The organism is Puribacter membranae (assembly GCF_055380425.1).
This window is the reverse complement of record NZ_AP040167.1, coordinates 1,907,546-1,925,471: the sequence shown is the minus strand read 5'-3', so window position 1 is coordinate 1,925,471 and position 17,926 is coordinate 1,907,546. Positions and strand designations below refer to the sequence as shown.

Annotated in this window: 16 protein-coding genes; 11 read left to right on the top strand and 5 right to left on the bottom strand. The window is 52.7% G+C overall.

The window, feature by feature from the left end; all coding sequences use genetic code 11:
• Positions 1 to 112 precede the first annotated feature (112 nt).
• The 3 genes from ACZ41M_RS09280 to dcm all read left to right on the top strand — a co-directional run bounded on the left by ACZ41M_RS09280 (position 113) and on the right by dcm (position 3,604).
• Complete coding sequence (locus tag ACZ41M_RS09280; RefSeq protein WP_464731437.1) at positions 113 to 1,243, top strand: carbohydrate kinase; 1,131 nt, start codon at positions 113 to 115, stop codon at positions 1,241 to 1,243.
• Positions 1,244 to 1,293: 50 nt separating this feature from the next.
• The gene (locus tag ACZ41M_RS09275; RefSeq protein ID WP_464731438.1) at positions 1,294 to 2,202 is read left to right on the top strand and encodes a pseudouridine-5'-phosphate glycosidase; all 909 of its coding nucleotides are present in this window, start codon (positions 1,294 to 1,296) and stop codon (positions 2,200 to 2,202) included.
• Positions 2,203 to 2,275: 73 nt separating this feature from the next.
• Positions 2,276 to 3,604, top strand: a complete 1,329-nt coding sequence (gene dcm, locus ACZ41M_RS09270) for a DNA (cytosine-5-)-methyltransferase (protein ID WP_464731439.1) — start codon at positions 2,276 to 2,278, stop codon at positions 3,602 to 3,604.
• Here the strand turns inward: dcm and ACZ41M_RS09265 are convergent.
• Together ACZ41M_RS09265 and ACZ41M_RS09260 are read right to left on the bottom strand one after the other, a co-directional pair.
• Positions 3,498 to 4,229: an Eco47II family restriction endonuclease gene (locus tag ACZ41M_RS09265; protein WP_464731440.1), complete on the bottom strand. Its 732-nt coding sequence runs from the start codon at positions 4,227 to 4,229 to the stop codon at positions 3,498 to 3,500. The two genes, dcm and ACZ41M_RS09265, sit on opposite strands and share 107 nt — an antisense overlap.
• Before the next feature lie 62 nt (positions 4,230 to 4,291).
• Positions 4,292 to 5,149, bottom strand: a complete 858-nt coding sequence (locus tag ACZ41M_RS09260; RefSeq protein ID WP_464731441.1) for a symmetrical bis(5'-nucleosyl)-tetraphosphatase — start codon at positions 5,147 to 5,149, stop codon at positions 4,292 to 4,294.
• 170 nt (positions 5,150 to 5,319) lie between these two features.
• Between ACZ41M_RS09260 and ACZ41M_RS09255 the strand changes: the two genes are divergently transcribed.
• The 6 genes from ACZ41M_RS09255 to ACZ41M_RS09230 all read left to right on the top strand — a co-directional run bounded on the left by ACZ41M_RS09255 (position 5,320) and on the right by ACZ41M_RS09230 (position 10,871).
• Complete coding sequence (locus ACZ41M_RS09255; RefSeq protein WP_464731442.1) at positions 5,320 to 6,090, top strand: ABC transporter permease; 771 nt, start codon at positions 5,320 to 5,322, stop codon at positions 6,088 to 6,090.
• Between the two features lie 13 nt (positions 6,091 to 6,103).
• Positions 6,104 to 6,817: an ABC transporter ATP-binding protein gene (locus ACZ41M_RS09250; protein WP_464731443.1), complete on the top strand. Its 714-nt coding sequence runs from the start codon at positions 6,104 to 6,106 to the stop codon at positions 6,815 to 6,817.
• A gap of 18 nt (positions 6,818 to 6,835) precedes the next feature.
• Complete coding sequence (gene galU, locus ACZ41M_RS09245) at positions 6,836 to 7,690, top strand: UTP--glucose-1-phosphate uridylyltransferase GalU (RefSeq protein WP_464731444.1); 855 nt, start codon at positions 6,836 to 6,838, stop codon at positions 7,688 to 7,690.
• Positions 7,691 to 7,708: 18 nt separating this feature from the next.
• Positions 7,709 to 8,737, top strand: coding sequence for a glycosyltransferase family 2 protein (locus ACZ41M_RS09240; protein WP_464731445.1), 1,029 nt, complete (start codon positions 7,709 to 7,711; stop codon positions 8,735 to 8,737).
• 9 nt (positions 8,738 to 8,746) lie between these two features.
• On the top strand, positions 8,747 to 9,871 hold the full coding sequence (locus tag ACZ41M_RS09235) for an acyltransferase family protein (RefSeq protein WP_464731446.1): 1,125 nt from the start codon (positions 8,747 to 8,749) through the stop codon (positions 9,869 to 9,871).
• Positions 9,872 to 9,935: 64 nt separating this feature from the next.
• Entirely contained in the window at positions 9,936 to 10,871 is a 936-nt protein-coding gene (locus ACZ41M_RS09230; protein WP_464731447.1) for a glycosyltransferase, read from the top strand.
• 7 nt (positions 10,872 to 10,878) lie between these two features.
• Here the strand turns inward: ACZ41M_RS09230 and ACZ41M_RS09225 are convergent, their stop codons facing one another.
• On the bottom strand, positions 10,879 to 12,093 hold the full coding sequence (locus tag ACZ41M_RS09225) for an MraY family glycosyltransferase (RefSeq protein ID WP_464731448.1): 1,215 nt from the start codon (positions 12,091 to 12,093) through the stop codon (positions 10,879 to 10,881).
• A 211-nt stretch (positions 12,094 to 12,304) separates the two neighbouring features.
• On the opposite strand from ACZ41M_RS09225, the gene ACZ41M_RS09220 reads away from it, so the two are divergent.
• Together ACZ41M_RS09220 and ACZ41M_RS09215 are read left to right on the top strand one after the other, a co-directional pair.
• Positions 12,305 to 12,916 carry a hypothetical protein gene (locus tag ACZ41M_RS09220; protein WP_464731449.1) on the top strand — a complete coding sequence of 204 codons (612 nt, stop codon included), beginning with the start codon at positions 12,305 to 12,307 and terminating at the stop codon, positions 12,914 to 12,916.
• Between the two features lie 297 nt (positions 12,917 to 13,213).
• A complete protein-coding gene (locus ACZ41M_RS09215) occupies positions 13,214 to 13,390 on the top strand; it encodes an AbrB family transcriptional regulator (RefSeq protein ID WP_464737505.1) in 177 nt (58 codons plus the stop codon).
• Between the two features lie 10 nt (positions 13,391 to 13,400).
• Here the strand turns inward: ACZ41M_RS09215 and ACZ41M_RS09210 are convergent, their stop codons facing one another.
• Together ACZ41M_RS09210 and dnaE are read right to left on the bottom strand one after the other, a co-directional pair.
• Positions 13,401 to 14,279, bottom strand: a complete 879-nt coding sequence (locus tag ACZ41M_RS09210; protein WP_464731450.1) for a cupin-like domain-containing protein — start codon at positions 14,277 to 14,279, stop codon at positions 13,401 to 13,403.
• A gap of 132 nt (positions 14,280 to 14,411) precedes the next feature.
• Entirely contained in the window at positions 14,412 to 17,918 is a 3,507-nt protein-coding gene (gene dnaE, locus ACZ41M_RS09205; RefSeq protein WP_464731451.1) for a DNA polymerase III subunit alpha, read from the bottom strand.
• Between the last annotated feature and the right edge of the window lie 8 nt (positions 17,919 to 17,926).

Sequence of the window (17,926 nt, the reverse complement as noted above, 5' to 3'; positions counted from 1 at the left end):
TTGATTATTTTTTTAAGCAAAACGGATGAGTGTTCTACAAAGCGCTTGCACACTTGACAGAGATCAAACAAAAGTTTAATATAATGAACAAAAGTTTATGAGGCAAACAAAAATGATGACAGATGAATTCGGCACGCCCAAGCAACGCATCCTCGCGCTGATTCAGCGCAACCCCTATTTGTCGCAGCAGGAGCTGTCTGAGCAGGTCGGCATTTCGCGTTCGGCGGTGGCCGGACACATCTCGGCACTCACGCGCGAGGGGCTGATTTTGGGGCGCGCTTATGTGTTGCCGCAGGCGCAGCGCCCGATTGTTTGTATTGGCGGTGCAAATATTGACCGCAAAATGCGTACCACATCGCCGTTGCAAATGGGTACGTCGAATCCCGTGCGCGTGCAGGAAACCTTCGGTGGTGTGGCGCGCAATGTGGCGGAGAATTTGGCTCGGCTCGGCGCTCCGACGCAGCTGCTGACCGTCGTTGGCCAAGATCCCGCCGGTGCGCACTTGCTGGCCGCGCTGCGTGATTGCGGCGTGGATACCGGCGGCTGTTTGGCGGTGGCCGGTGTGAACAGCGGCACCTATACCGCTGTTTTGGACGATTCGGGCGAAATGGTGCTCGCGTTGGCGCATATGGATGTGTGCGCGCAGCAGACGCCCGAATGGCTGCGCCAGTGCGCGGCACAGCGCGCGGCGGCCAGTCTGATCGTGGCGGATTTGAATTTACCCGCCGAGAGTGTGGCGCAATTGCTGCAGGATGCGCAGACGAGCGCCGCGCCCTTGGTCATTGTCGCCGTGTCCGAACCAAAAATGGCGAATTTGCCGGCGGATTTAAATGGGCTGAGCCTGCTGATTTTGAACGTCGGCGAATTGCACGCGCGCGTTGGTCGAGTCTTGAATACCGAAGCGGACATCACCGCAGCCTGCCGCGAGGTACACGCGCAAGGCGTGCGTCGCATCATTGTCACGCGCGGCGCACAAGGTGCATCGTACAGCGAGTACAGCGACAATGATCATCATGGCGATGGCGGTGTTCTGAACCACATCCCCGCGCCAGTCGTCACCGTGCGCGACGTGACCGGCGCGGGCGACTCTTTTTCTGCGGCGGTGTGTTGGTCGCTGTATCACGCGCCCGATGATTTAGCTTTGGCCGCGCGTCGCGGCGTCGCCCTCTCCGCCCTCACCGTGCAAGCCGAGCAAAGCGTGTTGCCCGATTTAAATGTGCAGATGCTCGAAGCCATTGATTAGTTCGCATTGAATAACAACCCATCAAAATACCTCACCACAAAGGAAGCGCCATGAAATCATTGTTACATTTTTCCGAAGAAGTCCTCGCTGCGCGCGCCGCAGGCAAACCCGTCGTCGCGCTCGAATCCACCATCATTTCACACGGTATGCCCTATCCGCAAAATGTGCAAACCGCGCGTGAAGTCGAACAAATCATCCGCGACGGTGGCGCAGTTCCGGCAACCATTGCGATCATCGATGGCAAAATCTGCGTCGGTTTGTCGGATCCGCAGCTCGAACAATTGGGCAATACCGAGGGCGTGCTCAAAGTCAGTCGTCGCGATTTGCCCTATGTTCTGAGCCAGAAAAAACTTGGTGCGACCACCGTCGCCGCCACCATGATTTGCGCCGAGCTGGCCGACATTCGCGTGTTCGTCACCGGTGGCATTGGCGGCGTACATCGCGGCGCGCAAACCAGTTTTGACATTTCGGCGGATTTGCAGGAGTTAGCGCACACTTCGGTGGCGGTCGTTTGTGCGGGCGCGAAATCGATTTTGGATTTGCCATTGACACTGGAATATTTGGAAACGCATGGCGTGCCGGTGGTGAGTGTCGGGCAAGCACAATTTCCCGCCTTTTTCACCCGCGAAAGTGGCCTGAACGCCGATTTTCAACTCGACAGCGCGGCTGAATTAGCCGACTTTATTCGCACCAAATGGCAGCTCGGTTTGAATGGCGGCGTGGTCGTGGCCAATCCGGTTCCGCAAGCCGATGCCATGCCCAAAACCGAAATCGACGCGATGACCGAGCAGGCGCTGCGCGAAGCCGAGGCGCAAGGCGTCAATGGCAAAGCGGTCACGCCGTTTTTGCTCGCACGCATTAAGCAGCTCACTGGCGGACGTAGCTTGGACACCAATATCGCGTTGGTGAAAAACAATGCGGTGCTGGGTGCGGAGCTGGCGGTAGAATTAGCGAAGTAAAAATAATTTAAAAGTAGTTGATTTTTCCTCACAAAAACAATAAAGTACCCCTTGCATTATGCAAGGGGTACTAATGGAAAATATAACTAACTCATCTACTCTACTTTCTGTGGCGCAAGTCGCACAAACCTTAGGTTTACACTCAGATACGATCAGGCGTTGGGAAAAAAAAGGGTTGATTAAGTCACATCGAGACCAGCATAATTACCGAGTTTTTTCGGTAGAGGAAGTTAAGCGCGTCCATCTCCAGCAATTAAATCAACAGGTACAGCACTTTGAAGTATTGAGTGTGCCGAATCATACAAACTTTCGCTCAATTGAACTTTTCGCCGGAGCGGGAGGCTTGGCTTTGGGTTTTGAGAATGCGGGTTTTGAGCATTCTTTGTTGGTGGAGATCGATAAAACGGCAACCGAGACTTTGAGTTTGAATCGCCCTGATTGGCCGGTTATTCATTCAGATATTAGTCAAGTTGATTTTGAAGGCTATCAAGCAGATGTTGTGACGGGTGGTTTTCCATGTCAGGCATTTAGTTACGCGGGACATCGATTGGGCTTTGAAGATACCCGCGGCACATTGTTTTTTGAATTTGCGCGTTGTATTGCGCAGACGCGCCCCAAAATAGTTGTGGGAGAGAATGTTCGTGGGCTATTAAATCATGATGGCGGAAAAACGCTTCAGACTATGCTTAGCGTACTGGATGAGCTGGGTTATGATACCTGCTACCGTGTGTTAAGAGCGCAATACTTTGATGTTGCGCAAAAGCGAGAACGCTTGGTGATTATCGGTTTGCATAAAGATTTTGTCACCGATTTCGCTTTTCCGAAAGAACAATCGTACATTGTCCCTTTGCGTTCGGCTCTTCATCGAATACCTGACAGTGAGGGTGTCAAATATACGGATAAAAAGAAAAAGATCATGGAACAAATTCCCGAAGGTGGTTATTGGCGTGATTTGCCAGACTCGCTTCAAAGGGAGTATATGGGCGCAAGCTATTTCCATGGCGGCGGTAAAACGGGTATGGCTCGTCGTCTGTCATGGGATGAGCCGTCATTGACGTTGACCTGTAATCCTGCGCAAAAGCAAACGGAGCGTTGCCATCCATCGGAAACACGCCCTTTGAATGTGCGCGAATATGCACGAATCCAAAGTTTTCCCGATAGTTGGCAGTTTTCTGGTTCGGTGAATGCTCAATACAAACAAATAGGTAATGCTGTTCCGGTCAACTTGGCTTTTCACATCGGTCGATGCGTTCGAGCCATGCTTGAGGGAAATTTAGATTCGGAAACCATGGAAATTATTGAGCGAAGGTCTGCGCAAAAAACGTTGCAAAATGAGGGTCTTGAATTAGCGCAGAATTTTTTGCTGCGCTCCTCGGCGGTTCAGACAAAACTTTTTGAATGATTTTAGGCAAGGTTTCATACAGTTGATACAGCGCATCCGGCACTCCGGTGAGCAATTCATAAAAACTGACGCCATCTATTTCGATAATACGTTCCTGTAACGGCTTTTTTGTTCCGCTGGCATTATCGGACGGTGTGAACGGATGCGAAAACCGTTCGGGCCTTGAGGCAATAACGGTCACATAATAGGCTGTGTATCCTCGATATTTAGAGGTTTTACCATTGATTGCTTGATTCAGCTCGTCGTAGACATCCTTAAGGTTTGAACCTTTAACTGTGTTGTATTTATTCTTGATCTCGGCAACTATTTGTCGATTATCATTGACCAGATCAACAAAGTTTTCATCTGGAATATAGCAATCTTGAACACAAGATAAGATCGATTGATGAAAATGCCCCAAGGCATTTTGCAATGTTTTTTGAGCTTGTCGTCGCTGTTCAGAAATTAGCCACTCACTTAGTGTGATGCTTTGCAGGCTGGCGTCAAATAGGGCGGAAAACGGGTCAAGGCTATTGCGAGCGATGTCTTTTTTAGATTTTTGTATGCCTTGTAGCCCTTTGATAATCACTTCACGCACGCACGATTCTAAGTCGGAATCTGTAATCCAGTTTAATTGGTTTGTCATATTTCGCTGCCATTGTTTTTTGTTAAGGCATGATAACGGATGAGAATACTCACGTAAATAGGTTATCTGGTTTTCGCCGGAACGCTAATCACCTCACCGCTTGGATAATGGTAGGCGGTGAGTTCTTGTCCCCAGACGCAGCCGGTGTCCAGACAGATGGTATTGTTTTCGTAATGTAGTCCCAGCGCCGACCAGTGGCCGAAGATGATGGCTTGGTCGGCGGTTTTGCGCTGGGGCAGGCGAAACCACGGCAGCAGGCCGTCGGGTACGTCGCCGATTTCCCCTTTGAATTGAAAATCCATCGTGCCGTCGGGCGCGCAGACGCGCATGCGGGTGAAGGCGTTGATGATGACGCGCAGGCGTTCGGCGCCACGCAGCGTATTTTTCCAGTAGTTCGGTGAGCTGCCAAACAGGATTTTGAGGTGTTCGATGTAGTCGTCGCCCGCGAGTATGGTGCGCGCTTCATGGGAATGCTGCAAAACCTGTCTCAAACTCCATTGTGGCATGACGCCCGCATGCACCATGAGAATGCCGTGTTCGTAGTGCGCCAGCGGCCATTGTCGGAGCCAGTTGAGCCAGTCCTCGCAGTCGGGCGAGAGCAGGATGTCGTCCAATGTGTCGGAGCGCCCTTGCGTGCGCACGCCGGCGGCGACACCGAGCAGGTGGATGTCGTGGTTGCCGAGAATGACGCGCGCGCGGCTACCGAGCGCCCGCACTTGGCGCAGTACGCCGAGGTTGTCGGGGCCTCGGTTGATCAGATCGCCGCAGAACCAGACATCGGCGTGCGCGGGAATCTGTGCGAGCAGTCGGGCGAGCGGTTCGGCGCAGCCTTGAACGTCGCCGATGACATAAAAATCGGGCTTGGTCTGGTTTTGACTTGGGTTGGGCTTGGAACGCGAACGGTCGTGAATGTGCTGCATCGTTTTCTATGGTTTTGGGTTGCGATGATGTCATTGTAGCGGTGTTTTGTGCCAATTGAGTGACGTCGGCACGGGCATCGGGCTTTTTTTGCTTTTTTTCTGCGTTTTTTATATGACTGGGCTTGCGGTTGGCGTAAAATCTCAAAGTTTAGGTATTTCTTTGAGGCAGTATGTCTGATTTTATTAAAAGTTTTCGCTCGACCAATCAATGGCTGTTGCTGGCGTGGTATGACATTCGTCAGCGCTATCGCCGTTCGGTACTCGGGCCGTTTTGGATCACCTTGTCCACAGCGATCATGATTTTGGCGCTGGGGTATTTGTGGACGCATATTTTTAAGGTGGATATTCCGACGTTTTTGCCGTTTTTTGCGGCGGGGACGATTATGTGGGGCTTTATTTCGGCGCAGATCAATGAGGCGTGCTCGGGCTTTTCGCAGTTTGAGGGCTATATTCGCCAGATCAATTTGCCATTGCCGGTGTATTTGCTGCGTCTGTGGGCGCGTAATTTGATTTTTCTCGCGCATAACTTTGTGATTATGATCGGGGTGTATATTTACCTCGGCGGTGCGGTCAAGCCTTTGATCGGGCAGTTTGTGCTGGGCTTTTTGTTGTTGAGCTACACGCTGTTGATGCTGTCGGTGCCGATTGCGTATCTGTGCGCGCGTTTTCGTGATATTCCGCCGATTATTCAGAATATCATGCAGATTGTGTATTTCTTGACGCCGATCTTTTGGCAGCCGCATTTGTTGCCGGTCGATAAGTCGTATGTGACGGGCAACAATCCGTTTTTCCATGCGCTGGAGATTGTGCGCGGGCCGTTGACCGGTCACGCGCCGCAGATGGTGTCGTGGTATTGGATGATCGCGTCGGCGGTGGTGTGTACCTTGTTGGCTTTGTGGTCGCAGGCGACGTTTAAAAAACGTGTGGCGTACTGGTTGTAAGGAGGGCGAAAACATGAGTACTTATATTAAAGCCCGCGATTTGTGTGTTGAGTTTCCAATTTATAACAGCAGCAACCGTTCGCTGAAAAAGCAGATCATTCAGGCGGCCACCGGTGGCAAAATCGCGCAGGATGCGAAAAAGCATGTGGTGATTCGCGCGTTGGATGGTATTGATTTGGATTTAAAACCGGGCGATCGCTTGGGTTTGGTCGGGCATAACGGCTCGGGCAAATCCACGCTGCTGCGTGTGTTGGCCGGTGCGTATGTGCCGACTTCGGGAGAATTGGAAGTCAACGGAACAGTTGCCAGTTTGCTGGACATTGGTTTGGGCATGGACGGCGAAGCCAGTGGTTATGAAAACATCGTGATTCGCGGTATTTTGATGGGCATGACCAAGGCGGAAATTGAAACAAAGATCAAAGATATTGCCGAATTTACCGATTTGGGTGATTATCTGTATATGCCGATGCGCACGTATTCATCGGGTATGTCGATGCGACTGGGGTTTGCGGTTTCAACCAGTACCAATGCGGACATTATTTTGATGGACGAATGGCTCTCGGTCGGTGATGCGGCGTTCAGTGAAAAAGCAGCGGCGCGTATGAATGATTTGCTCAATCGCAGCTCGATGATGGTTTTGGCCTCGCATGATATGGGTATGATTGAACGGGTGTGTAACAGGGCGATTCGCTTGGAGCACGGCAAGATTGTTGAAACCATTTTTTAATAAAAAGAGAGGGACACGATGAGCACGACTAAACCACTACGTAAGGCCATTTTTCCTGTGGCGGGTATGGGTACGCGCTTTTTGCCGGCCACTAAATCCGTTCCGAAAGAAATGCTCACCGTGGTAGATCGTCCGGTGATTGACTATGCGGTGCGCGAAGCGGTCGAAGCCGGATGCGACACCCTGATTTTCATTACGGGACGCTCCAAACAGGCGATCGCCAATTACTTTGATCGCAATCCTGAGCTGGAAGCCGAGTTGGAAGCCAAGCAAAAAAAAGAAGCGTTGGAAATCGTGCGCAACATCATTCCTTCGCATGTGAATTGCATTTATATCCGCCAAGCCGAACCCTTGGGTTTGGGGCATGCCGTACATTGCGGTGCGCCGTTGGTGCATCCGGAGGAACACGTTGCGATTTTGTTGCCGGATGATTTGATCGATGGTTATCAAAAGGGTTGTTTGCAACAGATGAATGAGGTCTATCAGCGCACAGGCCACAGCGTGATTGCGCTGGAGCAAGTCAGCTGGGATGATGTACATCAATATGGCGTGGTCAAGCCCAAAGACGAGCATGTCATGCCGCTGGAGTTAGAGGGCATCGTTGAGAAGCCCAAACGCGAAGACGCGCCGAGCAACTGGACGGTGGTCGGTCGCTACATCCTGAGCGGCAAAATCATGCAACTGCTCGAAAAAACCCAGCGTGGCGCGGGCGGTGAGATTCAGTTGACCGATGGTATCAGCGAACTGCTCAAGACCGACGCAATTTTGGGTATGCCTTTTTCAGGTAAACGCTTTGACTGCGGCAGCAAAGCCGGGTTTTTAGAGGCCAATTTACACTTTGGTTTGGGATTGCTCAAACGCGGTGGTCGTTAATCAGTTGTTGGGGTTTGTGTGCTGTTATCCATCGTTATTCCATATTTCAATGCCGGTAAATACATTTATACCGCGGTACAAAGCATTTTAGACGCCTGTATTCAAGATGCGCCGTATGAAATCATCATCATCAACGACGCCTCGGACGCGGCCAATACCGCGCGGCTGCACGAGATTTACCAACGCTGCTGGGCCAGCCACAGCGAAGTGCCGGTACGCATCGAAACCCTGCCTGAAAATCAGGGCTTGAGCGGTGCGCGCAATCATGGCATTCAAATTGCGAGTGGGCAATACGTGTTTACGCTGGATGCGGACGATTACGTCAATAAAAAGGCCTTCATCAAGGTGTTAAAAGACGTGAAAAACCTCAACATGGACATGATCTTTTTCGGCAGCTATTGGTACGAAAAAGACCATGCATGGGGCATGCAGGGTTTCAAATTCGAGCCGAAGGCCGAAATCACCGTCGATCAAACAGTATTGGCCAGCTACATCACCGCGCAGACTTTTTACGCGTGGCGCTTCATCGCCAAACGTGAGTTATTGCTGCAAGTGCCCTACCCGCCGCGCCTGTATATGGAAGATGTGGCGACCACGACACCGCTGCTCTCACGCGCCAAGCTGGTGTGGTACGAACCCGATCAAGTGGTGTATTATCGACAAAATCCAAACTCGATCATGAAGGTGTGGAACGAGAAAAAAAGCATGGATTTTCTCACCACCGTCGGCATGCTGCGCGATCGCTTGCAATTGGCCGAGCCGATGGGCGCGCCATTGAGCCAAGCATATTTCGGCCTGACCTGCAAAGCCTATCTGTGGGCGTGCGCGGATGCCATCCGTCACGAGATTCCCGACGCCTTTGGCGCGTGCCGTCGAATTAAGGACACGCACATACAGATGTTTGGTAAAATCGCCCTCACTCAATGGCCCAAAGTCGCACGGCTGCTGGATCGCCGCCAGACATTGGCCTTGTTCTTACTCTATTACAGCCCGAGACTGTATCAAATCGCACTCAAAGCAAAACGAACTTTATTTCCAAAAAAATAGGAGTTGCATATGTCTCAAACAGCAGTAGCACCCGCCGTGCCGGCTAAAAAGGCGCGCCTGGACGCCGTTGATGGCGTTCGCGGCCTGATGGCCTTGATGATTGTCCTTAACCACTGGTCAACCGGTAATGCATGGGGTCGTTTTGGTTGGACCGGTTTGTATAATTTGCTTGAAATCTTCTTCATGATTTCCGGCTTTTTCATTGCGTTGAGCGCGCTCAAACCCAAGCCGTGGGATCCTGCGGTGGTGGTCGATCACATCACCAAACGCGCCGATCGCCTGTGGCTGCATTACCTGTTTTCGGTATTCTTGGTGTTTGCGCTGATGGCAGTGATGGCGGTGATGCGCGGCAGTTTTGACGGTAATTATGGCCTGCTCGATGCGGCGATTAAAAACTATCATACCGAAGGTTTTTCGCTGAACTTGTTTAAAAACATCTTCTTGCTGCAAGCTTTCAGCATCCAGCATTATGAAATCAACTACAACTACCCGGGCTGGTCATTGTCGGTTGAGGTGTTTGGTGGCGCGGTATTGTTCGCTGTGTTGAGCCGTTTCAAAGCGCAAGCCGCATGGATCACTGCGTTTTTCGGTTTCTTCTTCTGGGTGTTGTTGCAACACGATTACAGCTCACTCGAAGTGCATGTTCAGGAATACAACAGTTTCGTGGTCGCGGGTTTGTTGCGCTTCTTCATGGATGCCTGTGTCGGTGCGTTTATCTTCACCCAAGTGTCGAAAATCCATTGGTCAAAAAAATGGGCGGTACTGGAGCCGCTGGTGTGGATCGCCATACTGTACATCCTCTGGCGTCCGGACAGCCCGCACTCGGCCAAAGATTACATGATGTTGTTGTTTGGCGGTCTGTTCGTGATTATGTTGACCAAACCGGAAAGCCTGTCGCAAAAAATCTTCTCGACCGCGCCGTTCAAATTTTTGGGCAAATACTCATTGAGCGTGTTTCTGTTTCACGCGCCGATTTTGATGCTGTTGCAATGGCTGAACGTGTTCCAACACAATCAAGGCATCATGATGCTGGTGGATAAAGTGTTGGTGCTGGTGGTGGTGTTGATTCTGGTGGTGATTTTGGAAAAAACCTACTTCACCCTGCGCGAAAAATTCAATTGGAAAATCGGCTGATTGAATGGTTTACAATAAGCCCGCCGCCTTGGCGGGCTTTTACATGGAACATTAAAGAATAAATATGAAGGTTTGTGCCGTTGTTGTTACCTATAACCGCCGTGCGTGGTTGATCGAATGCCTGCAAACGCTGCTCGCGCAGTCGCGCACATTGGATGGCATCGTGGTGGTGAACAATGCCAGCACCGACGATACGCAAACCGCAGTGGATGCGCTGGCGGCGCAACATCCCGCTATGCGCTGGCACATCGTTCACAGCCCGAACAACACCGGTGGCGCAGGTGGTTTTGCGCACGGTATGCAGCTCGCGCACGAGGCTGGCTACGACTGGATTTGGGTGATGGACGACGACGTGTTGGCGCGGGAAAACGCATTGGCCGATTTGCTCCAATTCACCGACCGCGCCGACGTGCTGCACGGGCGGCGCAGCAATCCGAATGGCTCGCCGTTCTACTGGCAAAGCACCTTCATCCCGTGGATTGGCTTTAGTCGCCCCTATCCCGACAGCGTATTTCAAAATGGCGGCGATATTTGGTACACCAATGTCGCGTGCTTTGAGGGTGCGTTGATTCACCGCCGTGTATTTGATCGCATTGCTTACGCCGATACGCGCTACTTTCTCGCGTGGGATGACACCGAGTTTGGCTATCGCGCATCCGAGTTTTTCAAGGTTGCCTACTGCGATGCATACACCCTGATTCGCCAGCGCGGTCACGATAATATTGATATTGGCGTGCGCTCACTGTACCGCGCGAGTGATATGTATCGCTACTTTCACATCCGCAATCGCTTTTTACTGATTCAGACGCTGCTCAAACGCGAACCACGCGCATGGGCGCGGGCGCTGCTGCGCGTTAGTTACCATGCATTTACCGGCGTTTTGGTGGTCAAAGAAATGGTGCGTGCGGCGATGTTCAAAGAGAAAAATTTGGGCGTGCCTGCACTGTGGCGCGGTTTGAAAGACGGACTGCGCGGGCGCTTTGGCGCGATGTCGAACTAATCGCTATTTACTCGTCGCGCCCCAACATGCGTGGGTCGATCGGTTTGCCCACATCCTTTTTCGTGCGCAATTGATTTTTCTTGCGCTGATGGCGCACCAATTGCTCGGCCACGCGTTCGCGCCACGAATCACGGCGCATTACCAGCCAACGTGGCGAGCGGAAGGTCACCATGCGCCGATACAGCCAGATGTACAGCAGCACAAAAAACAACGCAATCCACATCAAAGCGCGCGTGTTGGACCAAAACAGCACCGCCGGAATCACCGTCAGCGAAGCCATCCCCCACAAATACGGCGCGGTCATCGAGTTGCGTTGCGTACGCACATGCGCATCATCTGCGCGCACCATCCAGCGCACGAGGCGCTTGTACACCATCATGTGAAAATGCAGGCCATCGGGTGTGCCGGGCGATTGGCCGCGAACAAATTTTTTGCGATAAATCGAAAACAGCGTTTCCCACACCGGATACAGCATCAACACCAGCGGGAACCACGGCGACACCGCCGTATTGCGCTCGATCAGCAACACCGACAGCACGCCGAGCACAAAGCCCCACAAATACGCCCCGCCGTCGCCCGCAAAAATCATACCGCGCGGAAAATTCCACACCCAAAAACCCAGGGTCGCGCCGAACAGCGCGCACGCCACGGCGAGCACTTGATAATCCGCGACCTTGAACGCCACATACGCAATCGCCGCCGTCACCATCAGCACCACCATGCCCGCCAAACCATTGTAACCGTCGATGATGTTCACCGCGTGCGCCACGCCGCCGACCGCAAACATCGTGAACAGCAACGAACCGACCGGAATCGCCAGCAGCATGTCCAAGCCCGGCACAGCGACAAAATCAATGCGCGCGTGCAGCAGCCACCACGCCAACGCCGCGGAGAAAAAACTCGCCAGCAGTCGATCGCGCGGCCCCACCTTTTTGGTCAAATCCTCCGCCAAGCCAGCGATGAACGCCGGAATCAGCGTCATCATGAACACCACCCACCACTGCCAGCGGATCGGCGCGACGTTGACCGAAATCAGCGCACCGATCATCAGGCCGAAAAAGACCGGAATTCCACCGACGCGCGGCGTGCTGTGAACGTGGAATTTTTGCGGCCCACCCAAATGATGATCGTGCGTCAGATGCGAATGGACGTGCTGATAGCGCAGTAACCAAATGGTCACGGCGAAACTGACGATCAAGGCACCAATGAGCGTTAATAACATCGAGCGATTTACGGAAAAAATAAACACGACCAACGCGAAAACGGTTGGTAAGGGAATCGGTATATTGTACCGTATAGGGTTTGTTGCTAACTAGAATATTTACGCGGAATCTGTTGGTTTAAGCTGTCTACACGACAATGTTTGAGGCTCTATGCACTCAATTTATACTACACTACCACGATATTTAATTCGTCAACATTATGATAAGTCTATGAAACGTCAATTCATTTTATTGTTTGCGCTTAAGATTCTTTTTTCCATATTGTTACTGCTCATATGGATTATTCAAGTAGATCGCAGGGATTTCGTTTGCTTTACTCAAGATGATTGCTTAACGATTTGGGATGGCGCGATTATTAAAGGAAAATACTTTGGGTTTCTTGAGCCGAAAAATGCCTTTATCATGAAGTTTGGTCATTGGTATGAAATAGGCGCGCCATCTGGCTGGCATATTTCTGAAGAAGGTAAAGTTAATTTTGAACCATGCGTTAGCAATAACAGCAAGTGTTTAACGGTTTCAGTAAGTGCTGATCCAATTCCTGAACTTTATGCTGCATTTGGAAAAGAAACCGTAGTGAGTCACCTACGGGTATTTGGATTTAACCCAATTGCTGCATTTTTATTGGATGGAATATCGAATGTGTATCAATGGCTGCTATTGATGGCAATCTCGATATTTTCGGTTTTCTCAATTAACGTTATAGCGCAGTTAAAATCTAAGTGCAAAGCTGTTATGGTTGAAACATTATTGGTTGCCGGCTCAGTCATAGGTTTAAGTGTATTGTCTGTGATGCTGGTTCTTTTATTAAGGACGGTTGGGTAATTCGTACAGATTTAATTACTGTTCATAATGTATTCTAAGTCATTATTTTTACGTCATATCGTGTATAGGTATCATTTCCTCTTGTTTTGTACCATCGCAGCATTGAGTGGCTGTGGTCTGGAATTGCTGCATCTGTCGCATGGCTTGCTACTCGGGACATTGCTGATCAGTGTATTGATCGGTTAGATTTTGGCGGATTTGCGCTGGGCGGACGTGCTGCGTCACGGGCGCAGCAGTGTGATGGTGTTATTCATTGCCATAGTGGTGACGGCGTTATTTGCCGCGGGTGCGGCGTAGCTGCTGCATTTAGAGTTTCGCGCGCTGATGGTGTCGTATATTCCGGGTGCGATCGAAACGGTGGCGACCGTTACCCTCGCCGCAGGCATGAATGTGATGTTTATTCTGTCGCATCATTTGCTGCGGCTGATGGTGTTGCACATTACGCCGGTGTTTGTGCGTGATAAAGGTGATTAGTGCAGCACATTTAACGTGGCAAACCCTGTGCCAATGCGGCGTTGGCGCGTTCAATGGCTTTGCCCTCTTTCCAGCTCATGTAGCGCTGTTGGAAACGCGCTTTCATCACATCGTCGAATTTGCGCTGAATCAGCAGATTCCACAGGCTGTGCGCCTTTACCGCCCAGCTTTCGTCCCACGCGCGCAGGGAAATCGAAAATGAGCCATCCAGATATTTCATCCAGTGCCACCAGCCGCTGGGCATAAACAGCGTGTCGCCGCGCTCCAAAAAGCATTCAATGCCTTCCACGCCGTCCAGCGCCGGAAAGCGCGTCGTGTCGGGGTTCTCCACATCGTAGTCCTCCAACGCATAGGTTGCATACGGGATGCGGTACAGGCGCTCTTTCCATTTGTAGTCAAACAAAATGATGTGTTTTCGGCCAAAATGCGTGTGGAAAATATGCGCCATGTCGATGTCATAGTGCAGGAAGGTTTCCGAACCGATGCCGCCGAAAAACATCGTCGGGTGTTTGTCGAGAAAGCCGCCCATCAAGTCCTTCGGTGACACATAGTCGTCAAGTAGGCTGGGCGCGTGCTGGATCGGGTCAAACAGGAAAATGCGTAAATCCGTCGGCTCGCGTTGGATCAAATCAATGTAGTCGGCGAACTTCATCTGCGCGCTCGGCGCATTGATCGGCGCGGCGGGGTCGGCCTTGCTGCTGTCGTACAGCGGTACGGTGATGTCGCCCACGACGGATTTCATATAATCCAGCGACCATTTTTCAAATGCAGGCCAGCGCCGCGCCATATTGCGAATCACCAGCGGGCGGCGTGGTTTCAGATATTTTTCGACGAATTCTTCGCGGTTGATGTCATCCACTACGTCAATTGGCGTTAGTTTAAAGCCCATATAACCATCTCATTGCAATGCTGAAAAGTATATTTTAGTGAATTTTTGATGACGCGATGGCGGTGGGCGCTAAAAATCGCTGGGTCATTTGGCATGATTGCAACAGTAAGTGTTTCCTTAAACGCCTCTTACTTATTCCCACGCCACCTGTTTCACGCCGCGCAGTTTTTTCAACTGTGTCAGCAGCTCGTTGGTCGGGGTGATTTGCCAATCCATGCCCAGTTTGATTTCCGCTGAGGCGCCATCCACGCGCGTGCGCAGCGTGATGTTCAGCCCTTCCGGGTCGAAGTGCTGGCTCAGGAGTTTTTTGAATGCGCTGACGTCAAAACCGGCGGGAGTTGCGTTGCGCAAATCGAGGTCAATCAGCAGGGCGTTGGCATTGGCCACGCGCGCATGGGTCAGATCCATGAGGCGTTTGCAGTTGATGCGCAGATTGTCGCCGCCGTTGTATTTGTCGGGTGAGACGGCGGCTTGGATGAACACGAGTTGCTCTTCTTTGATGAATCGCGCGTAGCGTTCAGCCTCTTCGGCGAAAATCAGCAGCTCCAGTCGGTCGGTTTTATCGTCCAGCGTGATGAACACGCGCTTGCCGCGTTCGGTGTTTTGCCAGCGCACCGAGGTGATGATGCCGGCGATGGTCACGAGGTCGTGGCTCGGGTGCAGATTGGCGAGCTTGGTCGGCGCGATTTGTCGCGCTTCTTGCTCGTATTCGTCAAACAGATGGCCGGAGAGGTAGAAGCCGAGCGCGACTTTTTCGTGTGCGAGTTGCTCGCGCAGCGTCCATGGCTCAACGTTTTCCAACTCGGTTTGCCACTGCTCGCCAAGGGTTTGCTCGTCGTCAAACAGGCTGTTTTGGTGCGCGTTGTCGGCGGCGTGTGTGGCCGCTTGCAATGCTGCGTCAACGCTGGCCAGCAGGCTGGCGCGGTTGGCGTGGAGCTGGTCAAACGCACCGGCCTTGATCAGAGATTCGATGGTTCGGCGGTTGACGTGGGCTTTGTCCACACGCATACAGAAGTCGAAGAAACTGGCGAAGGCGCCATTGGCCGCGCGCTCGTTGGTGATGGCTTCGACCGCTGACTGCCCCGTGCCTTTGACCGCGCCCAGACCGTAGCGGATGGTTTTGGCGTGGTTTTCGCCTTCGCGTAAAAACGGTTCGAAAAAGTAGTTGGAGCTGTTGATATCGGGTGGCAAAATCGTCAGACCGTTTTGCTCCACGCTGTCTTGGTACAGCGTTTGCACCTTGTCGGTGTAGTCCATGTCCAGCGACAGGGTGGCGGCCATGAATTCGGCGGGGTAGTAGTGTTTGAACCACGCGGTGTGGTAGGCGATCAGTGCGTAGGCGGCCGAGTGCGATTTGTTAAAACCGTAGTCGGCGAATTTTTCCATCAGCTCGAATAAGTGCGTGGCCAAGCCAGCTTCGACGCCATTTACTTTTTGCGCGCCCTCGACGAAAATCGCGCGCTGACGCGCCATTTCGTCTTTATCCTTTTTACCCATCGCGCGCCGCAACAAATCCGCGCCGCCGAGCGAGTAGCCCGCCAGAATCTGCGCGACCAGCATCACCTGCTCTTGGTACACCATCACGCCGAAGGTGGATTCGAGCACCGGCTTGAGTTTCGGGTGGAAATACCACGCGTCTTCGCCTTTGCCTTTGATTTTTTGCTGGCTTTTGCGCTGGATGAAGTCATCCACCATGCCTGAGCCGAGCGGCCCCGGGCGGTTCAGCGCCATCAAGGCAATCACGTCCTCAAAGCAATCGGGCTTGAGTTTTTTCTCCAATTCCTTCGCGCCGCGCGCCTCGGATTGGAACACCGCGGTCGTATTGCCCTGCGTGAATACCTCGAATACATTCGGGTCGTCCAACGTGAGTTGATCCAGCTCGAACGACGCCTGATCGGGATGCAATTGTTTTAGATACATCACCGCGCGTTTGAGCACGGTCAAGTTTCGCAGCCCCAAAAAGTCAAACTTAACGAGGCCGATGTCCTCCACGTCTTTTTTGTCGTACTGGCTGACCACGTCGGTCGTGCCCTGTGCGCAATACATCGGACAAAAATCGGTGATTTTACCCGGCGCGATCAATACGCCACCCGCATGCATACCGATGTTGCGCGTCAGTCCTTCGAGCGGCTCGGACAGTTTGACAATCGCCTGTGCCTCATCCTCACGCTCCACGCGTTCTTTGAAAGTCGGCTCCTCGGCCAGCGTGCGCGCGAGCGTCCACGGATTGGTCGGCTCATGCGGAATCAGTTTCGACAGCCCGTCGCAATAACTGTACGGCATGTCCAAAATCCGCCCGACGTCGCGCACCACCGCTTTTGCGCCAAAAGTACCAAACGTCGCAATTTGTGAGACCGAGCTAACCCCGTACTGTTGCTTGACGTAGTTAATCACACGGTCGCGCCCGTCCTGGCAAAAGTCAATGTCAAAGTCGGGCATGGAGACGCGCTCGGGATTGAGGAATCGTTCAAACAGCAGGTCATACGCCAGCGGATCGAGGTCGGTAATCAGCAGCGCATACGCCACCAACGAGCCTGCGCCCGAGCCGCGCCCGGGGCCGACCGGCACATCGTTGTCCTTCGCCCACTGAATGAAATCAGCGACGATCAAAAAATAACCCGGAAAACCCATCTGCACGATGGTGTTCAGTTCAATCTCCAAACGCTCGTGGTAACGCGGCGCTTGCTCGGTGCGCACATCGGCGTCGGGGTACAGCTTGCGCAAGCGCGCTTCCAAACCGCGTCGCGACACGATGCGCAGATACTCGTCGAGCGATTCGCCATTCGGCGTGGGAAAATCCGGCAGGCGGTTGATGCCCAACTCCAAGCTCAAATTACACTGCTGCGCAATCGCCACCGAGTTCGCCAATGCGCTCGGTAAATCGGCAAAACGCGCCTGCATTTCGGCCTGCGTGAGCAAATATTGGCATGGCTCGAACGCATTTTTCCGACGCGGATTGGCCAAAATATCGCCGCGCGCCACGCACACCCGCGCCTCGTGCGCGCGGTGGTCTTCGGCGTTGAGAAATTGAATCGCGTGCGTCGCCACCAGCGGCGTGTGCGTCTGCGCCGCCAGTTGCGCTGCGAGCAGCGTTTGTGCCTCCGACTCAGGCGTGTCCAGACGCTGCACTTCGAGGTAAAAGCGGTTGTTGAATGCGGCGCGCCATTGTTGCAAGGCGCTTTGCGCCTGTGCGGTTTTGTCCTTGAGCAACAACTGACCGATTTCGCCATCGTGCGCGCCCGACAGCGCGATCAGGCCGTCATTGGCCTCGTTCAGCAGCCATTCGGCGTCAATTTGCGCGTAATTGCGTTGATTGTTCACCACATAGGCGCGCGTGATCAAATCGCACAGGCGGTTGTAGCCCTGCGTGTTTTGGATCAGCAGCAGCAGGCGAAACGGCGCGCGTTCGTCGTCCGGATTGACGATGTTCACGTCCGCGCCGAGGATGGGCTTGATGCCCTTGTCGCGCGCCTTTTTATAAAACTTAATCAGCCCGAACGTATTCATCAAATCGGTCATCGCCAGCGCCGCTTGATCATCCGCGCGCGCTTTGCTCACCGCGTCGCCCACGCGAATGATGCCGTCGGTGACGGAAAATTCGCTGTGCATGCGTAGGTGGACAAAGGCGGGAGCGTTCATAAGTGGCG